The sequence below is a fragment of the Sagittula salina genome (genome assembly GCF_017813235.1).
Classification (GTDB): Bacteria; Pseudomonadota; Alphaproteobacteria; order Rhodobacterales; family Rhodobacteraceae; genus Sagittula; species Sagittula salina.
This window is the reverse complement of the sequence record NZ_JAGISH010000011.1, coordinates 156160-173597: the sequence shown is the minus strand read 5'-3', so window position 1 is coordinate 173597 and position 17438 is coordinate 156160. Positions and strand designations below refer to the sequence as shown.

Genomic DNA, 17438 nt, shown 5'->3' with positions numbered 1-17438 from the left:
CGCCCCGAACAGCACCTCAGCGCCGCCGGTGAAGGCGTATCTACGACCACCAAACAAAAGGCGCAAGCGATTTCTTCCAGAAACGCCACTTTTTCTGCGCAAACGACGCAACCATTTGAAAAATATCTAGATTTTTTACGCCCCACCGGTGAAATCCCGGCGATATCGGGGGGCTTGAGCGACCACGGTCCGGGAACGTTCGCGCCTGGACCGACTTTCCACCGGTTTACCCCCGAAACAATCCACATTGTCGAATAGCGGCGTGGGAATCGGTCGTAAAATCCAACCGGTGAGCCGACTCAAAGAGGGCGGCCCGTCGGCCGCCCATCCCTTATGCAAACCGCTGAACCCGCCGCCGCCCCGGCAACCGCAGCAACAGGAGCCCGGCGACCGCGCACATATAGAGCAGCGGCTCCACCTGCAGGCCTTTGCGCAGCATTACGAAGTGCAGCGCCCCCAGAAGCGCTACCCCGTAGGTCAGCCTGTGCAGCGCACGCCAGCGCGGCCCCAGTGCCCGGATCGCGCGGCTGTTCGAAGTCGCCACCAGCGGCAGCATCAACAAGAAACCCGCCATTCCCACGGTTATATAGGGGCGCTTCACGATATCCGCCCAGATCTGGGACAGGATCTGCACGTCCAGCAGCAGCCACGTCGCGAGGTGCAGCGCGACATAGTAGAATGCCATCAGCCCCAGCGCGCGGCGGAACTTCAGCAGGTTGACCCCCGCGTGACGGCGCAGCGGGGTCACCGTCAGCCCCGCGATCAGCAGCCACAGCGCCCAGATGCCCAGTTCGTGCTCCAGCGCCTTGATCGGCTCGACCCCAAGCCCGCCAGTCACCCCGAGGTACAGCAGCCACGGCGCAGGCAGCGCCAGCACGCCATAGACAAGCCAGGCCGGCACGCGCCGCAAATGCGGATTGAGAGCGGAAAGATCCAGCAACGCCATCAGAAGTCCTTTGCCAGGTCCATGCCATCATACAGTGCGGCGACCTCTTCGTAGCCGTTGAACATCAGCGTGTCCTGGCGGCGGGAAAACAGACCTCCGCCCAGCCGCCGTTCTGTTGCCTGGCTCCAGCGGGGATGGTCGACCGTCGGGTTCACGTTTGAAAAGAAGCCGTATTCGCGCGGATTCGCCTTGTTCCACGCTGTCGGGGGCTGCGTGTCGGTCAGGGTGATCCGGACCACCGACTTGATCGATTTGAAACCGTATTTCCACGGCACCACCAACCGGATCGGCGCGCCGTTCTGGTTCGGCAATGGCTTGCCATACAGCCCCGTCGCCAAGATGGTCAGCGGATGGCGCGCCTCGTCCAGCCGCAGACCTTCGACGTAGGGCCACTCCAGAACCGGGTAACGCACGCCGGGCATCTCCTCCGGGCGCAGCGCGGTTTCGAATGCGACGTATCGCGCTTCGGGTTCTACGCCGACCATGTCCAGCAGGTCGGCCAGTTCGAAGCCCTGCCAGGGCACCACCATCGACCAGGCCTCCACACAGCGGAACCGGTAGATCCGCTCCTCCAGGTCCATCTGGCCTACCAGATCGGTCAGGGCGTAGTCACCCGGCTTCTCCACCAGCCCGTCGATCTGGACGGTCCACGGCTCGGTCGTCAGGGCGTCGGCGTATTTGGCCGGATCGTCCTTGCCGGTGCCGAATTCGTAGTAATTGCAGTAGTTGGTGATGTCCTCGAAGCTGTTCGGCTCCAGTTCCTCGGCCCGCGCGGGCGCGGCCAGCCCCCCGGCAATGCCCAGCGCCCCGGCGCCCGTCATCAGCTGACGGCGGTTCAGGAACAGCGTCTCGGCGGTCACGTCCCCCGGTGTCAGGTCGTTGTTCCAGCGGCGGCTCATGGCGGTCTCCTTGCGGTGTTTGCTGCAAGTCAAGATACGTCACGCCGCGCGCGCCCCCAACAAACACTGTCTCACGTTGCCGCCATGGGACTGAAACATTCGCTCAGAGGCGCGGGGGACGATTTCGGCCGTAGGGCCGCACTGTCCGCGCCAACCCGCGCTACAGTTCCTCCCCCTCGATCTGGAGCCGCTTCAGCGCCTCTTCGAATTGCTTGTGCCCGCGTGCCCGGGCCATCCCCGTCAGGCCAAGGTGCACCGACGGGTGGATTTCGTTCATCTGCCGGGTGGCACCGCTGTCCGTCACCACCCGCACATGGCGGCGGCGCATCTGCCGCGGTTCCGCCACGCCGACCGAATGGGCGATCATCTCCACCTCATGGATCACAGCCTTGGCGTAGGCCGCGACGCGCTTGTCCTTTTCCTCGACCACCAGACCCTTCTGCAGCGACGGGATATGCGTCGTGATTCCGGTCGGGCAGGTGTTCTTGTTGCACTTCAGCGCCTGGATGCAGCCCAGCGAGAACATGAAGCCGCGCCCCGCACAGACGAAATCCGCCCCCATGCAGATCGCCCAGGCCACGTCCGCCGGCGCCACCAGCTTGCCCGCCGCGATGATGCGGATGCGGTCGTGCAGGCCGGCGAGATCACGCAGGTCGACCATCCGGATCAACGCATCGCGCAGCGGCATCCCGACGAGGTCGATCAGCGGCATGGGCGCGGCGCCGGTGCCGCCCTCCCCGCCATCCACCGCGATGAAATCCGGCGCGCATTCGCCCCCCCGCTCCTTCACCCGCTTGAAGAAGTCGAACCAAGGATCCGCCGATCCGATGCAGGTCTTGAAGCCCACGGGCTTGCCGGTCACCTCACGGATGTGGCCGATCAGATCCAGAAGATCGTCGAAATCGTCCACTTCCCGGTGCCGGTTCGGGGAAATCGCGTCCTGCCCCCTCGGCACGCCGCGAATCCGCGCCACCTCCTCGTCGATCTTCGCCGCCGGAAGGATGCCGCCCTTGCCCGGTTTCGCGCCCTGGCTCAGCTTGATCTCGAACATGCGGATGCGCGGGTCCGCCGCCATCTGCCGCAGCTTGTCGTCACTCAGGTTGCCCGCCTCGTCGCGAACGCCGAACTTCGCCGTGCCGATCTGGTAGACGATGTCGCAGTTCCCCTCCAGGTGGTAGGGCGCCAGCCCCCCCTCGCCGGTGTTGAGCCAGATCCCCGCCTTCCCCGCGCCGCGCGCCAGCGCCTGTATCGCGGGTTTCGAAAGGGCGCCGTAGCTCATGCCGGAGATGTTGAAGATCGACGGCGCCACATAGGGCTCGCGGCAATGCGGGCCGATCACCATCGGCTCCGTCGTGGCGAACTGATCGTCAAGCGGCGGAAACACCGCGTTCATGAAGATCGGCGTGCCGGGGATGTTCAGGTTCCGGGTCGACCCAAAGGCTACCGTGTTCGACTTGTTCTCCGCTGCGCGGTAGACCCAGTTGCGCTGCGCCCGGTTGAACGGCATCTCCTCCCGGTCCATGGCAAAGAAATACTGGCGGAAAAACTCCCCCAATTCGGTGAACAACCCGCGAAATCGCCCGATTACCGGGTAGTTCCGACGGATCGCGTCGCTGGTCTGCCGTGTGTCCAGCCAGAACATCGCGGCGATCGCCAGCACGCCCAGCCCGCTGGCCAGCACGAACAGCAGCGCAAGGTACTGTAATACGGCCATCACGAATTCCATATTCACCTCCGGGAATGTCTGGATGCACAGCAGTGTCAGACGTGGTATCCACACTACATTGCCATCATCGCACCGCGTTGGCACCCCTGCCTGCGCAGGACACGGGCAATCTACGGGAGGACCCATGAAGAAACTCTTCACCGCGCTGGCGCTACTGGCGGCGACCGCCGCCCATGCGGACAACCCGCGCCCCGACATCATCGCCTACGACACCGACCAATCCTTCGAAGACGTGGTCTTCGGGCTGGAAAACACCATCCTCGACGCCGGCCTGGTGGTGGATCACATCAGCCACACCGGCGAAATGCTCGCCCGCACCAAAGAAGACGTCGGCGGGACAATGGATCTCTTCCTTCAGGCCGACGTCTACAGCTTCTGCTCGGCGCAGGTCAGCCGCGAGGTGATGGAGGACGACCCCCTCAACCTCGTCTTCTGCCCCTATGACATCTTCGTCATGGTCCGGGCCGACACGCCCGACACCACCACCATCGGCTTCCGAACCTACCCCGAGGGCGCCATGAAGAAGGTGGAAACCATGCTGGACGATATCGCCCGCGCCGCTATCGGCCTGGACTGACGCGCCGGGCTATCCACCATCGCACCGGCGGGCCTGCCGGAACGTTACCGCACCGCACGCTGAAACCGCGCCCGCGCAACACCCCGCGCGGGCGCCTACACTGCCGCCTCCCCGCAACCGGAGGCCGCCATGATACATGAAACATCCGAGACGACCGGAACCACCCAGACCGATCAGATCCGCCAGATCGCGATTGCGGAAATCGACCGCAACGCCCTGCCCCGCGACCGCACCACCGAAGACCCCTCGCGCTACGACCTCGAATGTTCCATCCTCACGCAGGGCCTGCGCATGCCCATCGAGGTCTTCCAACGCGCCGACCCCAAGGGGTCCTTCCGCTACGGCCTGATCTCCGGCTACCGCCGCCTGTCGGCCTGCGAGGCGCTCGGCCACGATACCATCGCTGCCTTCCTGCGCCGCCCCGGGGACCACGCCACGGCCCTCGCCGCCATGGTGGCGGAGAACGAAATGCGCGAGCAGATCTCCGCCTGGGAAAAGGGCCGCCTCCTCAACCGCGTCCTGTGCGAAGGCTTCTACCCGACCGAAGATGCCGCCCTCGACAGCCTCTTCCCCTCCGCCTCGCGTCAGAAACGCGCCCGCCTGCGCTCCATCGTGCTGGTGGTATCCGAATTCGACGGTTGCCTGAACGAGGCCGAAACCCTCTCCGTCGCCCGCATCGAACACCTCGCCACAGCGCTGCGGCTGGGATTCGGCGACCTCATCCACGCCGCTCTCCTGCCCTTGGGTCGCAAGGCCTCGCTGGCGACGCAATGGGCCGCCATCGCGCCGATCCTAGCCGAAGGCTTCAGCGCGGAGGAAGCCCCGATCTCCGCCCGCTCGCCCCGCCGCATGATCCAGCCCCGCACCGGCCTGACACTGCGCCGCGAACTCACCCGCGGCGGCTACGCCATCCACATAACCGGCAAACTCGCGCGCAGCCCCGGCCTCGTCGACGACATCTTTGAACTGGTGGAGCGGATGGTGGGGGTGAGGGAGTAAACGAAAGATATCCAGCGCTCTCCCGCAGCACCGAGATATTTGGCCCTACAACATACTGGCGGGGAGGCCAGGGAAAGGCATTACAGACACGGAAACGGCACTACGGTATATATCGACTGCGACGCCCAGCCTCCCTCTTCGCAAGATTAAGGACTGAAAATTGCTCCCGAGCACTTCTGACACCGCAGTCTCTGTAAACGGACTTTTTGTCCTCGCGCGAGACTTGCAGCGTTTTCTGGGCCGCTACAGCATTAACCTAATTTTCTGGACACACGATGAAACCTACAAAGTCTCACTGCGCGGTTCGGGTACGCCGATATTTTACCGCGACGAATACTTCGTCATTTGCACACAGCATCAGATAAGCGGAGTGAATCCGGAAGATATCAGCTTACTGACTGAGGACGGAGCGTTCGCGGTCACATCGTCGGGATATACTGTTCCTCCAAAATGCGCGGCAGGCATGCAGCAAGATTTGGAGGACATTATTGCATTCAACTTCAGCGACGCATGTCGCGATCACGAAGCACTGAAACGAAGATTTTTTAAGTTTACTGAAATCCCGGCCACTGTACGGAATGACCAAGTAGTTGCGATACTGAATTACGGATACCCTTTCGGCGAGCAGAAATATGATATTGATGAAAACAATCACATTGGATTATGTCTGCGGGCGACAACTCTTCTCCCAGCCAGCCAGCCTTCGGACGAAACACTAATCCACCTCAAACCGATCACCGATTTTGGTTTCTTACCAGATGGGCTTAGCGGTGGACCGAACTTCGTCGTTCAAGAATCCGAGGGCGCGCGTCGCGCTTATTTTGCGGGTACTACCGTGCGCGCTGGCAGGTCCGATGCATACATTGTAAAAAGCGGCTTTATAAAAGAAGTTCTAGATGCCGCCATCGATCTCCGATTGTGATCCCTGACATCCTCCGTCGGACCGTCCTTCCGGAAAAGCTTAATTGGCTCTAAACACCCCAACCCTAACTCCTTGGAATCCCTGAAGGCCTTATCCGTCCCAGCATGGGACACATGAAAAAGGCGGGGTTTCCCCCGCCTTTGTCCAAGCCTTCATCCGGGGCCCCGGTCAGTGGACCACGGCATCGTCCGGCTTGGGCCGGTTCGTGGCGCCCACCCGATCCCCGATCAGGAGTCCGTCGGTCCCCGCAGTGACCGGCACCACGTCCCCGTCCGAAACATCGCCCGAGAGCAGCATCTCTGCCAGCGGATCCTGAAGCGCCCGCTGGATCACCCGCTTCAGAGGCCGTGCCCCGAAGACCGGATCGTAGCCTTCCTCCGCCAGCCAGGTCTTGGCCGCCTCGTCCAGTTCGAGCCGGATCTTCCGCGCCGCCAGCCGCTTCAGAAGGCGGGACATCTGGATGTCCACGATGCCGCCCATATCCTCGCGTTTGAGCCGGTCGAAGATGATCGTCTCGTCCAGTCGGTTCAGGAACTCGGGGCGGAAGTGCGCCCGCACCGCATCCATCACGTCGCGCCGGGCCTGCGCGCTGTCGCCCCCATCCGGAAGCTGCGACAGGGCCTGACTGCCAAGGTTCGAGGTCAGCACGATCAGCGTCTGCTTGAAGTCCACGGTCCGTCCCTGGCCATCGGTCAGCACGCCATCGTCGAGCACTTGCAGCAGCACGTTGAACACGTCCGGGTGCGCTTTTTCGACCTCGTCGAACAGCACCACCTGATAGGGGCGCCGCCGCACGGCCTCTGTCAGGACGCCGCCCTCGTCGTAGCCCACGTAGCCCGGAGGCGCACCGATCAGCCGCGAAACCGCGTGCTTTTCCATGAACTCCGACATGTCGATGCGCACCATCGCGCTGTCGTCGTCAAAAAGGAACTCCGCCACGGTCTTCGTCAGCTCGGTCTTGCCGACACCCGTTGGCCCGAGGAACAGGAACGAACCCAAGGGCCGGTTCTCGTCGTTCAGACCGGCGCGCGCCCGCCGGACGGCATTCGCCACCGCTGTCACCGCCTGGTTCTGGCCGACGACCCGACGGTGCAGGTTCGCCTCCATGCCCAGGAGCTTGTCGCGCTCGCCCTCAAGCATCTTGCCCGCCGGAATGCCGGTCCACCGCTCGACCACGCTCGCGATCTGGTCCGGGCGCACGGCCTCTTCGACCATCATCTCGTCGGCGCCCTCGGCCTCGGCCAGCTTCTTCTCCAGTTCCGGGATCTTGCCGTACTGAAGCTCACCGGCGCGGGCGAAGTTGCCCTCGCGCTTCACGATCTCCAGTTCGGCCCGGACATGGTCCAACTGCTCCTTCAGGTCGCGTGCGGAGGCCAGCTTGTCGCGTTCCGCCTGCCATTGCGCCGTCATGGCGTCGGATTTCTCCTGCAGGTCGGACAGGTCCTTCTCCAGCTTTTCCAGCCGGTCCTTCGAAGCCTGGTCGTCCTCCAGCTTCAGCGCCTCGACCTCGATCTGCTTCTGCAGGATGTCGCGGTCGAGCGCATCCAGTTCCTCGGGCTTCGAATCCACCTCCATCCGCAGGCGCGAGGCGGCCTCGTCCATCAGATCGATGGCCTTGTCCGGCAGGAAACGGTCGGTGATGTAGCGATGCGACAGCGTCGCCGCCGCCACAAGAGCGGAGTCGGAGATCCGCACGCCGTGGTGCAGTTCGTACTTTTCCTTGATGCCGCGCAGGATGGAGATCGTGTCCTCCACTGTCGGCTCCTGCACAAAGACCGGCTGGAAACGCCGCGCCAGCGCCGCGTCCTTTTCGACGTGCTTGCGGTATTCCTCCAGCGTGGTCGCACCGACGCAGTGCAGTTCGCCGCGCGCCAGCGCCGGTTTCAGAAGGTTCGAGGCATCCATCGCGCCGTCGGCCTTGCCAGCGCCGACCAGCGTGTGCATCTCGTCGATGAAGAGAATGATCTCGCCCGCCGCGGAGGTGACCTCCGACAGGATCGACTTCAGCCGCTCCTCGAACTCGCCGCGGTACTTCGCACCGGCGATCAGCGCGCCCATGTCGAGGCTGAGCAGCCGCTTGTTGTGCAGGCTCTCCGGCACGTCGCCATTGACGATGCGCAGGGCGAGACCCTCGGCAATCGCGGTCTTACCCACGCCCGGTTCACCGATCAGCACGGGGTTGTTCTTGGTCCGGCGGCTGAGGACCTGCATGGCACGACGGATTTCCTCGTCCCGGCCAATGATCGGGTCGATCTTGCCCTCGCGGGCACGCTCAGTCAGATCCAGCGTGTATTTCTTCAGCGCTTCGTAGGCGTCCTCCGCACTGGCGCTATCCGCCGTGCGGCCCTTGCGGACGTCGTTGATCGCGGTGTTCAGCCCCTGTGCGGTGACTTTGGCCGCGTCCAGCGCTTCCTTCGCGGGGGACTTGACCATGGCCAGCGCCATGAGCATCCGCTCCACCGGAACGAAGCTGTCGCTGGCCTTCTTTGCAAGTTTTTCGGCCTCGTCCAGCACCTTGCCGGTGGCGGAATCGAGGTAAACCTGCCCAGCGTCGCCCGACACTTTCGGAATCTTCGCCAGCTTCGTGTCCAGCACCTGCACGACGCGTTGCGGCAGGCCGCCGGATGCCGTGATCAGGTTCGACGCAAGCCCTTGCTCGTCGTCCATCAACGCTTTGAGAAGATGCTCGGGGGCAAGCTTCTGATGGCTTTCCCGCATGGCAATGGTCTGCGCGGCCTGAATGAAACCCCGCGCGCGGTCGGTGAACTTCTCCAAGTTCATGTGCTGTCTCCTTGTCAAGCGCCCCTCTACGACCACGCCCGCATCCGCGGCACGCGGCCCCCTCGGGCCTCGGTTTCAAGATGGGAGCGTGCGCGGCCCTGTTCAAGCGCCATGTTGCGAAAATGCAACGCATGGCGTGCACCGTCCCTATACCGCCCCCCAAGGTAAGGGACAGGGCAGTCCCCGAGTCGAAAAAACGGGGCTTTTCGAGACGGTTGAAGATGTATCTTGTGGGCATCGAATCCGACCTCTCTTGCCAGCGCAAGACCCTGCGGCAGGCGCGCCGCGGGCCGGACGACCGGCGATACAGGCCGCGCCCGGCGTCCAGTGACCGGATCTGCGGCACGCTTGACCTGCGCGGCTCCTCCGGTCACATGTGGTCAAAAGGAGCCTCGCATGACCGAAGCCATGACCCGTTCGGACGACCGCCTTATCGTTGCCCTCGACGTACCGAACGTTCTGGACGGGCTGGACCTTGTGTCGAAGCTGGGCGACAGCGTTTCGTTCTACAAGATCGGTCTCGGAATGCTCACGGGCGGCGGCCTCGCGCTGGCCAATGAGTTGAAGCACGAACACGGCAAGCGCATCTTCCTCGACATGAAGCTCTTCGATATCGGCGCCACAATCGAGGCGGCGGTGCGTGGCATCGCGCAATACGACCTCGATTTCCTGACGGTACACGGCGACCCGTACGTTATCCGCGCCGCTAAGGAAGGGGCCTCCGGTTCGGGTATGAAGATCCTCGCCGTCACGATCCTGACCTCACTGGATCGCAGCGACCTCGACGCCGCCATGTACAAGGACGGCGACATCCCCGATCTGGTGGCTGAGCGCGCGGGCCGCGCCTTCGAAGCCGGGGCGGATGGCGTCATCGCCTCCCCGAACGAGGCTGCGTTGATCCGGGCCCTGCCCTCCGCCGAAGGCCGACTGATCGTCACCCCCGGCGTCCGTCCGGTCGGTGCCGACAAAGGCGACCAGAAGCGTATCGCGACGCCGGCTCAGGCGATCCGGGATGGCGCGAATCATATCGTTGTGGGCCGCCCGGTCCATCGCGCGAACGATCCCCGCGCCGCTGCGTCCGCAATCGTGGCCGAAATGCGGTCGCCACAGGCCCGGACCCCGAACGGCTGAGAAGCTCCGGCGAAAGGGTTCTTCCTCTTACGGATACTGCCCGCCGTCCAGTTCACGCGTACTGCATGCGCTGGCGCGGCCAGGGCAGCCCTCGAATGCAGACCGTGCCGCCACGATCGGCGTCCCGGCATACATACGGGCGGTCGTTGCGCCAAACAAACCGTGAAGACGGCCCCATATGGGGGCGGCGTCTGATCCTGCAACAGCCCGAAACGTCACGTCAGCGTGTGTGGATAACTTCAGGTGCAAATCCGCCTAGCGTCGCGCTGATTTCCGCCAAAGCGCGGAATTTGAATGTGAAACCCGTACCGCATAACCCATGAAACTTTTCCACAAGTTGTTACGTTAATGCATCAGAACGGCCCGGTGAGGGTCCCTGGACAGAAAGGAATTGAGGCATGAGTGACATGACACCGCGCATTCATGACGTCCGCTACAATGCTGTCGAGCAGTGCTTCGAAGCATTGGTCACCCTTCACACTCCGGCGGGCCGAGTGAACGTGGCGAGCGAGTTCGCCGCCCCCATGACAGCCGATTTCGAGGCCGCTTCCCGTGGCCTGCTGAACAACGCCCTGATCTCGTTGAGCGACGCATCCGCCTTGAAATCACGGCTCATGCGCCGTCCGGCCCTGCCGCCACGAAGCACGGGCGCGGCAATGTCCCATGCTGCATAGGTTTCGCCCTTCGCCGTTCTGACCGAGAACCGAAACACACGAATTCGTCCGGCGGGACTGCTCACCCACCATGGACGATACTGCGGTCCGCTGTCCCTCGGACCGTGACCATGGCCGGATGCCTCTTCTGCCCAGGCTCCGCCCCCCTACGGGGAAATCTGCCTGCAGCTCATGCACCTGTATGAGCCTGCCCGTCCGGGTCCTCTACTGTCCCCCGAGGCCCGGATTCACTGACCGGGGTCCGCCGATTACTGGCGGCCCCGGTTTTTTCTTGTTTGGGTCCGCCTGCCGGATTTTTATTACCCGGCCACGCCAAGCCCGAACAAATAGTCGCGAAGAATTCTGCGGAAGTGCGGGATGGCGTCCTCCGCCGCGACAAAGTCGTTGGGCGGCATGGCCAGCCAGCTTTCGCCCTCGTCCCCCATAACGACCGCCTCTGCCAACCGCGCGGGGCCGTGCAGGGCAAAGAACCACTCGATCCCCTTCGGCCCTTCCCGCCGGTGCGCCACTGTCAGTCCCGCAGGTTCCAGAGCAAGGCCCAGCTCCTCGCGGGTTTCGCGCAGGACGCAGACCTCCGGCGTCTCGCCCGGCTCGCGCAGCCCGCCGGGGAAATCCAGATACCCCGGCCAGTCGATCTCCGCGATCCGGTCACGCCGCAGCACCAGCAGCTGCCGCCCCGCAAAGAGCATCAGCTTTGCTCCGCGAAAGGGTTCATTCATTTATATCCGTTTCCCAGATCTTGACCTGCCCCTTGCGTTCACCAGCCAGTCTGCGGATCGCCACCCAGGCCACGGCAGAGACCGTCGCCCAGATCAGCAGCGCCATCGGAAGAGACAGGCCGGTTATCAGCAACATCAGCCCCACGGCAAAGGCTCCGATTGCCAGCCCCAGCGCCACGAAGCCGGGGGCGAGCACTTCCACGATCAGCAGAAGCACCCCGAAGGCGATCCACAGCCACCACGTTTCCCAGGTCATGACTTGCCTCCCTTGAAGAACCGGAAAGCGTCGGCAAAGGCATCGACAGCGTTCGCCGGCAGCACGACGGTCTGGGTGCCGCCCTTCTCCGCCATCCGGCGCAGGGCGTCGACCTGCTTCAGCGCGACCTCATATTGCGCCGCTTCAACGCCGTTCTCGCGGATAACCTTGGCGACGACCTCATTGGCGTAGGCCTCCGCATCTGCCGTGATGCGGCGCGCCTCCGCTTCCTGCTTTGCCGCATAAAGCTGCGCGTCGGCGGCAAGCTCCACCGCGCGACGTTTGCCCTCGGCCTCTGTAACCTGCGCGCGGCGGGCGCGTTCCGCGTTCAATTGCTGCAACATCGCGTCGCGGGTCGCCTGATCGAGGTTCACGTCGAGGATCTCCGCCCGTGTCACTTCGATCCCCCAGTTGTCAACCGCATCCTCCACGCTGGTCTTGATCTCCGTGATCAGCCGGGAGCGATTGGACTGCACCTCGTCCAGCTCCATCTTGCCGATTTCGGCCCGCACGATTCCGGCAACCGTGGTGGCGATCGCCGCGTCGACGTCGCGAATACGATAAACCGTCTTTTCCGGTTCGAGAATACGGTAGAAGACCGACGTCTCCACCTCGACCAGCACGTTGTCCATGGTGATGGCGTCCTGCGATGCCGTGGGCAGTTGCCGCTCCAGAACAGAGATCTTGTGCGCTACCTTATCAAGGAAGGGGATGATGAAATTGATCCCCGGCCCCAGCACCGCCCTCAGGCGGCCAAAGCGTTCGACCACGTGTTTTTCCGACTGCGGCACGATGCGCACGCCGAGAAAGATGCAAAGGAGAATGAACGCCGCCAGCAGCAGCAGGACGATGTTCCCCCCGAGCAGTTCGGCAACAATGGTTTCAATGGGCATCCGCTACGCCTTTCGATCAAATATCTGTCAGCAAAGGTAAGCGCTCCGTGCTCGCGGCACCAGATTGTCGATGCCCCGCAGACACGATATTCTGGTGCTATGCCCAGCCTGTGCCGCGATTGCCTGACACCGTTCGAAACCGGATCGCGCTGCCCCGCCTGCGGGCGGCCCAGAGTGCTGTCGCACCCCGAACTCTTCGACCTCTCCATAGCGCATATGGATTGCGACGCCTTCTATGCTTCCGTCGAAAAACGCGACAACCCGGAACTGGCGGCAAAGCCCGTCATAATTGGCGGCGGGCGGCGCGGGGTGGTGTCGACCGCCTGCTACATCGCACGCATCCGGGGCGTGCGATCCGCCATGCCGATGTATCGCGCGCTGCAGCTTTGCCCCGATGCCGTGGTCATCAAGCCGCGCGGCGCGGTCTATGCGCAGGTCAGTGGCCAGATCCGCGCGTTGATGGAGGAACTCACTCCGGCGATCGAACCGCTCTCGCTCGACGAAGCCTTCCTTGACCTGACCGGTACTGCGCGGCTGCACGGGGCGCCGCCTGCCGTCATGCTGGCCCGGCTGGTGAAACGGATGCAGGAGGAAATCGGCGTTACCGGCTCCATCGGTCTGTCGCACAACAAGTTTCTGGCCAAGATCGCCTCTGACCTCGACAAGCCGCGTGGCTTTGCCGTGATCGGTCAGGCCGAGACGCCGGCCTTTCTGCGGCCGAAACCCGTGCGCCTTTTGTGGGGTGTGGGCGATGCGGGGCAGGCCGCGCTGGATCGCGCAGGCATCCGCACCTTCGAAGACCTGCTGCGCTGGGAAAAACGCGATCTGGTGCAGCGTTTCGGGTCCATGGGGGAGCGGTTGTTCCACCTCGCACGGGGCGAGGACCGTCGCCGCGTGACCCGCAATGCCCCGGTCAAATCGATCTCCAACGAGACGACATTCGACGAGGACACCGGCGACAGGGATCTGCTGGACGGCCACCTCTGGCGACTGTCGGAGAAGACCACAGACCGTGCCAAGGCGAAGGGCATGGCAGGCCGGACCGTGACCCTGAAGCTGCGGCGGGCGAATTTCACGCTCATGTCGCGGCGCATGACCCTGCCCGACGCGACTCAGATGGCAGACACGTTGTACCGCGCGGCGCGTGGTCTTTTCGATCAGGTGCCGGAGCCGGGGCCCTGGCGGCTCATTGGTGTCGGTCTGTCGGACCTTGTGCCCGCGTCCATGGCGGACCGGCTGCCCGACCTTCTGGATCCGCACGCGGCGACGCGGGCAAAGGCCGAGCGCGCGGCGGACGAGATCCGCGCGCGCTTTGGCAATGACGCCATTCTCAAGGGTCGCGCCCTGCGCTGACCCTACGGCCATCAGTCAGAACCCCACTCCGGCCTCCAATCAGGCCCCGGTCAGGCCCCGGTCAGGTCCCGGTCAGGCCCCACGCCGTAGCAGATCGTCCTCTTCGTCAGTAGGATCGTAGCCCAACGCCTCAAGCCCCGCCTCGAGGTTGTCGGACAGGTGTGGCGTGCCGATCAGGTAATCGGCGGTCGGTGTCGTCGCCTCGCCCAGCGCGGTCTGGAAAGCGTCTTCGAATTCCTCCGCCTCGAACGACCCGCGCCCGACCCACATGATCGCCGTCAGGGCTGCCGCCTCTTCTTCGTCCATCCGGTCGATGAGGCCACGCAATTCGCCCTCACCCCGATTCAATTCCCGCGCCATCAGAATGACCCCGGCCACCTCCCGCACGCTGATCTTGTCGCTGAATTGCATGTCGCGCCTCCCTTTTCCGAGTCGCGACCAGACTACAGCAAAAGAGGCATCGCACCTTGATCTTAAACAAACACCGGCAAGCGGACGCTCATGAAAATATCCGGTAATAGAGCCAGTCCGGCAGGAACTGGCTGCCGCGGAAGACCCACGAGAATAGCCGCGGGAACGCCTTCTGGAAACCGCCCCGCGTCATGTGGCCGAAATAGACCTGCGCCGCCTCGTCCGGCTGCATCTTGAAGGGCATGTGGAAATCGTTCTTCTCGGTCAGCCGGGTCTCGATGAAGCCGGGGTTTATCAGCTGCACCTCCACCCCTGTGCCACGCAGGTCGGCGTGAAGCGATTCCGCCAGCGCCATGACGCCGGATTTCGTGGCGACATAGGCCGCGGCACCCGGCAGCCCACGATAGCCCGATAACGATCCGGTCATCACGATATGCCCCCGTCCACGCGCAACAAACCGCGGCACGACCACGCCCATCAGCCGCATTGCCCCGCCAAGATTCACGTCCGCCATGAGGTTGGCGTGCTCCGCGTCCCACTCCTGTGCGCCGAAGGGCCAGTAGACCGCCGCCAGTTGCACCACCCCGTCGAAATCCCCGATCGTCTCGGCCACGCGCTCAAGCGCTCCGGCGTCGGTGATATCGACCGGCAAAACATGCGCCTTGCCCGGCAGGCTGTCAGCCAACGCCCCCAGACGGTCCTCCGACCGCGCGGACAGGTACAACTCCGCCCCGGCGGCGCTCATCTCGCGGGCCAGTGCCGCGCCCAGCCCCTCGCTGGCGCCCACCAGCCAGTACCGCTTTGCGCTCCAGTCTCTCATAAGGCCTCCTCAGGTATCATCACGGGGACCAGTTCAGATCATGCCGTGTCGCGTCGGTGTTCGGCGCTCGCTTTGCCCATTCCCAAGTCGCCTGCTTTCGTGACCTCCGGCCCCAGCGGCAAGGGGCGCGGGCGATATCGCGCACTCTTCAGCTTCAGCGTCATCGCCTGCCAATAAATCAGCGCCAGCACCCGCCGCGTACCAAAGGGCCGCCGCAAAGCCGACCACAGGATCGCGCGATTTGTCAGCGGCTTGCGCGACCCGACCAGCGTGGCGATGACCCCGCCCCCGTCGTGGTCGAGGTCGATCCACACCCCCACCCGATCCGGCTGAATGTCGAAGCGAAAGGTATAGGCCCCCGCAATCGGCTGGAACGGCGATACGTGAAAGACCTTCACCGCCCGCAACCGATCCGACGCCCCGATCAGAGACCCGTCCTCTTTCGCACACAGGTAGGAATGCCGGTCGCCGAAAGTGTTCGTCACCTCCGCGATCACCGCCCGCAGTCCCTCCCCGTCACAGGCCAACCAGAAGGATACCGGGTTGAAGACGTGTCCCAGAAGGCGCGGCTGCGCCAGAAGCAGCAGCGGCCCGGCAAAGCGCACGCCGTGCGCAGCCAGAACATGCCGCGCCCATGCCGCGCCGCGCCCCCGCCCCGGCGCTCCGCCGTGGTCCGCATCCTGTACCGACATCAGCCCCGCCCGGTTGCGCCCGAAAAGCCCCGGCCCCGCCGAACCATCGGGATCGACCAGCACGTAATCGACGGAGTAACGAAAGGCGTTCTCGATCGCCCCTTTCCGCGCGTGGAAAGTATGCGCCGCGACCAGCTCGGTCATGCGGCGGCCCTTTCGCGCGCCTGTTCGGTCCGCGCGCGCGCAACCTCGGCTGCGCTGGCCAACCCGTCCTCGTGGAACCCGTTGCGCATCCACGCGCCGCAAAACCATGTGTTCCGCGCACCGTTGAAGGCAGCCACGGCGCGCTGCGCCTCCAGCATCCCGGCGTCATAGACCGGATGCCGCAGTACCACCTCGTCATGCACCAGCGCAGGATCGATGCCACGGGTGGAATTCAGCGTCACGAACAGCGGTCGCACCTCCAGGATTGGTTGCAGGCAGTTCATCCAGTAAGTCAGGTCGATGGTCTCCGACCGCTTGTCCGGCGCCTCGCAGTAGTTCCACGCCGACCAGCAGGCCCGGCGGCGCGGCATCAGCGCGGTGTCTGAATGCAGGACCACGCGGTTGGGCTGATAGGTCACACGGTCCAGTGCCTGCGCCTCGCGCGCGTCGGCATCCACCAGCAGGCGGCGCGACACGTCGCCATGGGTGGCAAAGACCACCTCGTCGAAGGCGTCCCAGTGACCATGCGCGCGGACCATAACGCCGGTGCCTGTGCGCTTGACCGCCTCCACCGCCACACCGGGCCGCAGATCGACGCGCTGCCGTCGCATCTCTGCCTCAAGCCGCGTGACGTATTCGACCGACCCGCCCTGAACCGTGTACCACTGATGCTGGCCGGTATGGCTGAGCAGCGCGTGGTTCTGAAAGAACCGCACCAGAGCGTGCGCCGGAAAGTCGAGGATTTTTTCTACCGGCGTCGACCAGATCGCCCCCGACAGCGGCAGCAGGTAGTGGTCGCGGAACCAGTCCCCGGTCCCCAGCACCTTCAGAAATTCGCGCAGCGTGAGGCTTTGGTCCTGCGCCACCGAGACGGCACGGGCGTTGAACCGCATTACGTCGCGCAGCATCCCCCAGAACTGCGGGCGTAAAGCGTTACTTTTCTGAGCGAAGACCGCCCCCATGTCGCGCAGCCCATATTCCAGCCCGCTCCGAAGTGACGCGGAAAAACTCATGTCGGATTTCACCACCGGCACGTCCAGCCGATCGAAAAGCGCGGTCAGCAGGGGATAATTGGCGTAGTTGAACACGATGAAGCCGGTGTCGACCGGCTGCCCCTCAACCACACGCGTACGAGCATGACCGCCCAATCGCGGCTCGGCTTCGAACAGCACAACGCGCGCATCATCGGCCAGCATGTGCGCCACTCCCATGCCGGAAATGCCGCCACCGATCACGGCGATGCGGCGGAGGGGCTCTGCCGCTTTCACGGGACTGTGCTCGAACGGCATGGTGTTTCCTTCGACTGTGTTTCGTCCAGCACTACGCAGGCAACGGCTCGCCGGATGACTCGGCGCTGAAAAAAACAGTGCCGCCACTGATCCGGTCCCCCGCGGCGCGCGTAGACTGCTTATGTTGACCGCGCTCCGCCATACCGCCCCCTGCGACCCGCCGCCCCTTGCCGTGCCCCCGCGCCGCAGGGCACAACGGATCGGGA

General features: G+C 64.1%; 18 protein-coding genes. 7 read left to right on the top strand and 11 right to left on the bottom strand.

The window, feature by feature from the left end:
* The coding region (locus J5474_RS18185) for a hypothetical protein (RefSeq protein WP_209362691.1) at positions 1-258 on the top strand (258 nt) is incomplete at its 5' end.
* A 73-nt stretch (positions 259-331) separates the two neighbouring features.
* Here the strand turns inward: J5474_RS18185 and msrQ are convergent.
* The 3 genes from msrQ to J5474_RS18170 form a co-directional block, all read right to left on the bottom strand.
* The gene (gene msrQ, locus J5474_RS18180) at positions 332-946 is read right to left on the bottom strand and encodes a protein-methionine-sulfoxide reductase heme-binding subunit MsrQ (RefSeq protein ID WP_209362689.1); all 615 of its coding nucleotides are present in this window, start codon (positions 944-946) and stop codon (positions 332-334) included.
* On the bottom strand, positions 946-1845 hold the full coding sequence (gene msrP, locus J5474_RS18175) for a protein-methionine-sulfoxide reductase catalytic subunit MsrP (RefSeq protein ID WP_209362687.1): 900 nt from the start codon (positions 1843-1845) through the stop codon (positions 946-948). Before msrP ends, msrQ begins: the two co-directional genes overlap by 1 nt.
* Positions 1846-2005: 160 nt before the next feature.
* Positions 2006-3571, bottom strand: a complete 1566-nt coding sequence (locus J5474_RS18170; RefSeq protein WP_209362685.1) for an FMN-binding glutamate synthase family protein — start codon at positions 3569-3571, stop codon at positions 2006-2008.
* Positions 3572-3695: 124 nt separating this feature from the next.
* Here J5474_RS18170 and J5474_RS18165 point away from each other — a divergent pair, with 124 nt between their 5' ends.
* The 3 genes from J5474_RS18165 to J5474_RS18155 all read left to right on the top strand — a co-directional run bounded on the left by J5474_RS18165 (position 3696) and on the right by J5474_RS18155 (position 6069).
* Positions 3696-4148, top strand: coding sequence for a DUF302 domain-containing protein (locus J5474_RS18165; protein ID WP_209362683.1), 453 nt, complete (start codon positions 3696-3698; stop codon positions 4146-4148).
* Positions 4149-4277: 129 nt separating this feature from the next.
* Positions 4278-5147: a ParB/RepB/Spo0J family partition protein gene (locus tag J5474_RS18160; protein WP_209362681.1), complete on the top strand. Its 870-nt coding sequence runs from the start codon at positions 4278-4280 to the stop codon at positions 5145-5147.
* A 160-nt stretch (positions 5148-5307) separates the two neighbouring features.
* Positions 5308-6069 carry a hypothetical protein gene (locus J5474_RS18155; RefSeq protein WP_209362679.1) on the top strand — a complete coding sequence of 254 codons (762 nt, stop codon included), beginning with the start codon at positions 5308-5310 and terminating at the stop codon, positions 6067-6069.
* Between the two features lie 168 nt (positions 6070-6237).
* On the opposite strand, the gene clpB is transcribed toward J5474_RS18155, so the two are convergent.
* On the bottom strand, positions 6238-8850 hold the full coding sequence (gene clpB, locus J5474_RS18150) for an ATP-dependent chaperone ClpB (RefSeq protein WP_209362677.1): 2613 nt from the start codon (positions 8848-8850) through the stop codon (positions 6238-6240).
* A 396-nt stretch (positions 8851-9246) separates the two neighbouring features.
* On the opposite strand from clpB, the gene pyrF reads away from it, so the two are divergent.
* Both pyrF and J5474_RS18140 read left to right on the top strand, forming a co-directional pair.
* Positions 9247-9981, top strand: a complete 735-nt coding sequence (gene pyrF, locus J5474_RS18145; protein WP_209362675.1) for an orotidine-5'-phosphate decarboxylase — start codon at positions 9247-9249, stop codon at positions 9979-9981.
* A gap of 398 nt (positions 9982-10379) precedes the next feature.
* Complete coding sequence (locus tag J5474_RS18140) at positions 10380-10655, top strand: hypothetical protein (protein WP_209362674.1); 276 nt, start codon at positions 10380-10382, stop codon at positions 10653-10655.
* Positions 10656-10954: 299 nt separating this feature from the next.
* Here the strand turns inward: J5474_RS18140 and J5474_RS18135 are convergent, their stop codons facing one another.
* From J5474_RS18135 to J5474_RS18125, 3 genes are read right to left on the bottom strand one after another with little or no spacing between them, the layout of a single operon-like run.
* Complete coding sequence (locus J5474_RS18135; protein ID WP_209362673.1) at positions 10955-11374, bottom strand: NUDIX domain-containing protein; 420 nt, start codon at positions 11372-11374, stop codon at positions 10955-10957.
* Complete coding sequence (locus tag J5474_RS18130) at positions 11367-11630, bottom strand: NfeD family protein (RefSeq protein WP_209362672.1); 264 nt, start codon at positions 11628-11630, stop codon at positions 11367-11369. The genes J5474_RS18135 and J5474_RS18130 overlap by 8 nt, the downstream gene beginning before the upstream one ends.
* Positions 11627-12523, bottom strand: coding sequence for an SPFH domain-containing protein (locus tag J5474_RS18125; RefSeq protein WP_209362671.1), 897 nt, complete (start codon positions 12521-12523; stop codon positions 11627-11629). The genes J5474_RS18130 and J5474_RS18125 overlap by 4 nt, the downstream gene beginning before the upstream one ends.
* 99 nt (positions 12524-12622) lie before the next feature.
* On the opposite strand from J5474_RS18125, the gene J5474_RS18120 reads away from it, so the two are divergent.
* Positions 12623-13876 (top strand): DNA polymerase IV, encoded by a 1254-nt coding sequence (locus J5474_RS18120; RefSeq protein ID WP_209362670.1) that lies wholly within the window; start codon positions 12623-12625, stop codon positions 13874-13876.
* 72 nt (positions 13877-13948) lie between these two features.
* On the opposite strand, the gene J5474_RS18115 is transcribed toward J5474_RS18120, so the two are convergent.
* The 4 genes from J5474_RS18115 to J5474_RS18100 all read right to left on the bottom strand — a co-directional run bounded on the left by J5474_RS18115 (position 13949) and on the right by J5474_RS18100 (position 17232).
* The gene (locus J5474_RS18115; RefSeq protein ID WP_209362669.1) at positions 13949-14287 is read right to left on the bottom strand and encodes a DUF3775 domain-containing protein; all 339 of its coding nucleotides are present in this window, start codon (positions 14285-14287) and stop codon (positions 13949-13951) included.
* A gap of 88 nt (positions 14288-14375) precedes the next feature.
* Positions 14376-15107 (bottom strand): SDR family NAD(P)-dependent oxidoreductase, encoded by a 732-nt coding sequence (locus J5474_RS18110; protein ID WP_209362667.1) that lies wholly within the window; start codon positions 15105-15107, stop codon positions 14376-14378.
* 38 nt (positions 15108-15145) lie between these two features.
* A complete protein-coding gene (locus J5474_RS18105; RefSeq protein ID WP_209362665.1) occupies positions 15146-15943 on the bottom strand; it encodes a DUF1365 domain-containing protein in 798 nt (265 codons plus the stop codon).
* A complete protein-coding gene (locus J5474_RS18100) occupies positions 15940-17232 on the bottom strand; it encodes an NAD(P)/FAD-dependent oxidoreductase (protein ID WP_209362663.1) in 1293 nt (430 codons plus the stop codon). Before J5474_RS18100 ends, J5474_RS18105 begins: the two co-directional genes overlap by 4 nt.
* Between the last annotated feature and the right edge of the window lie 206 nt (positions 17233-17438).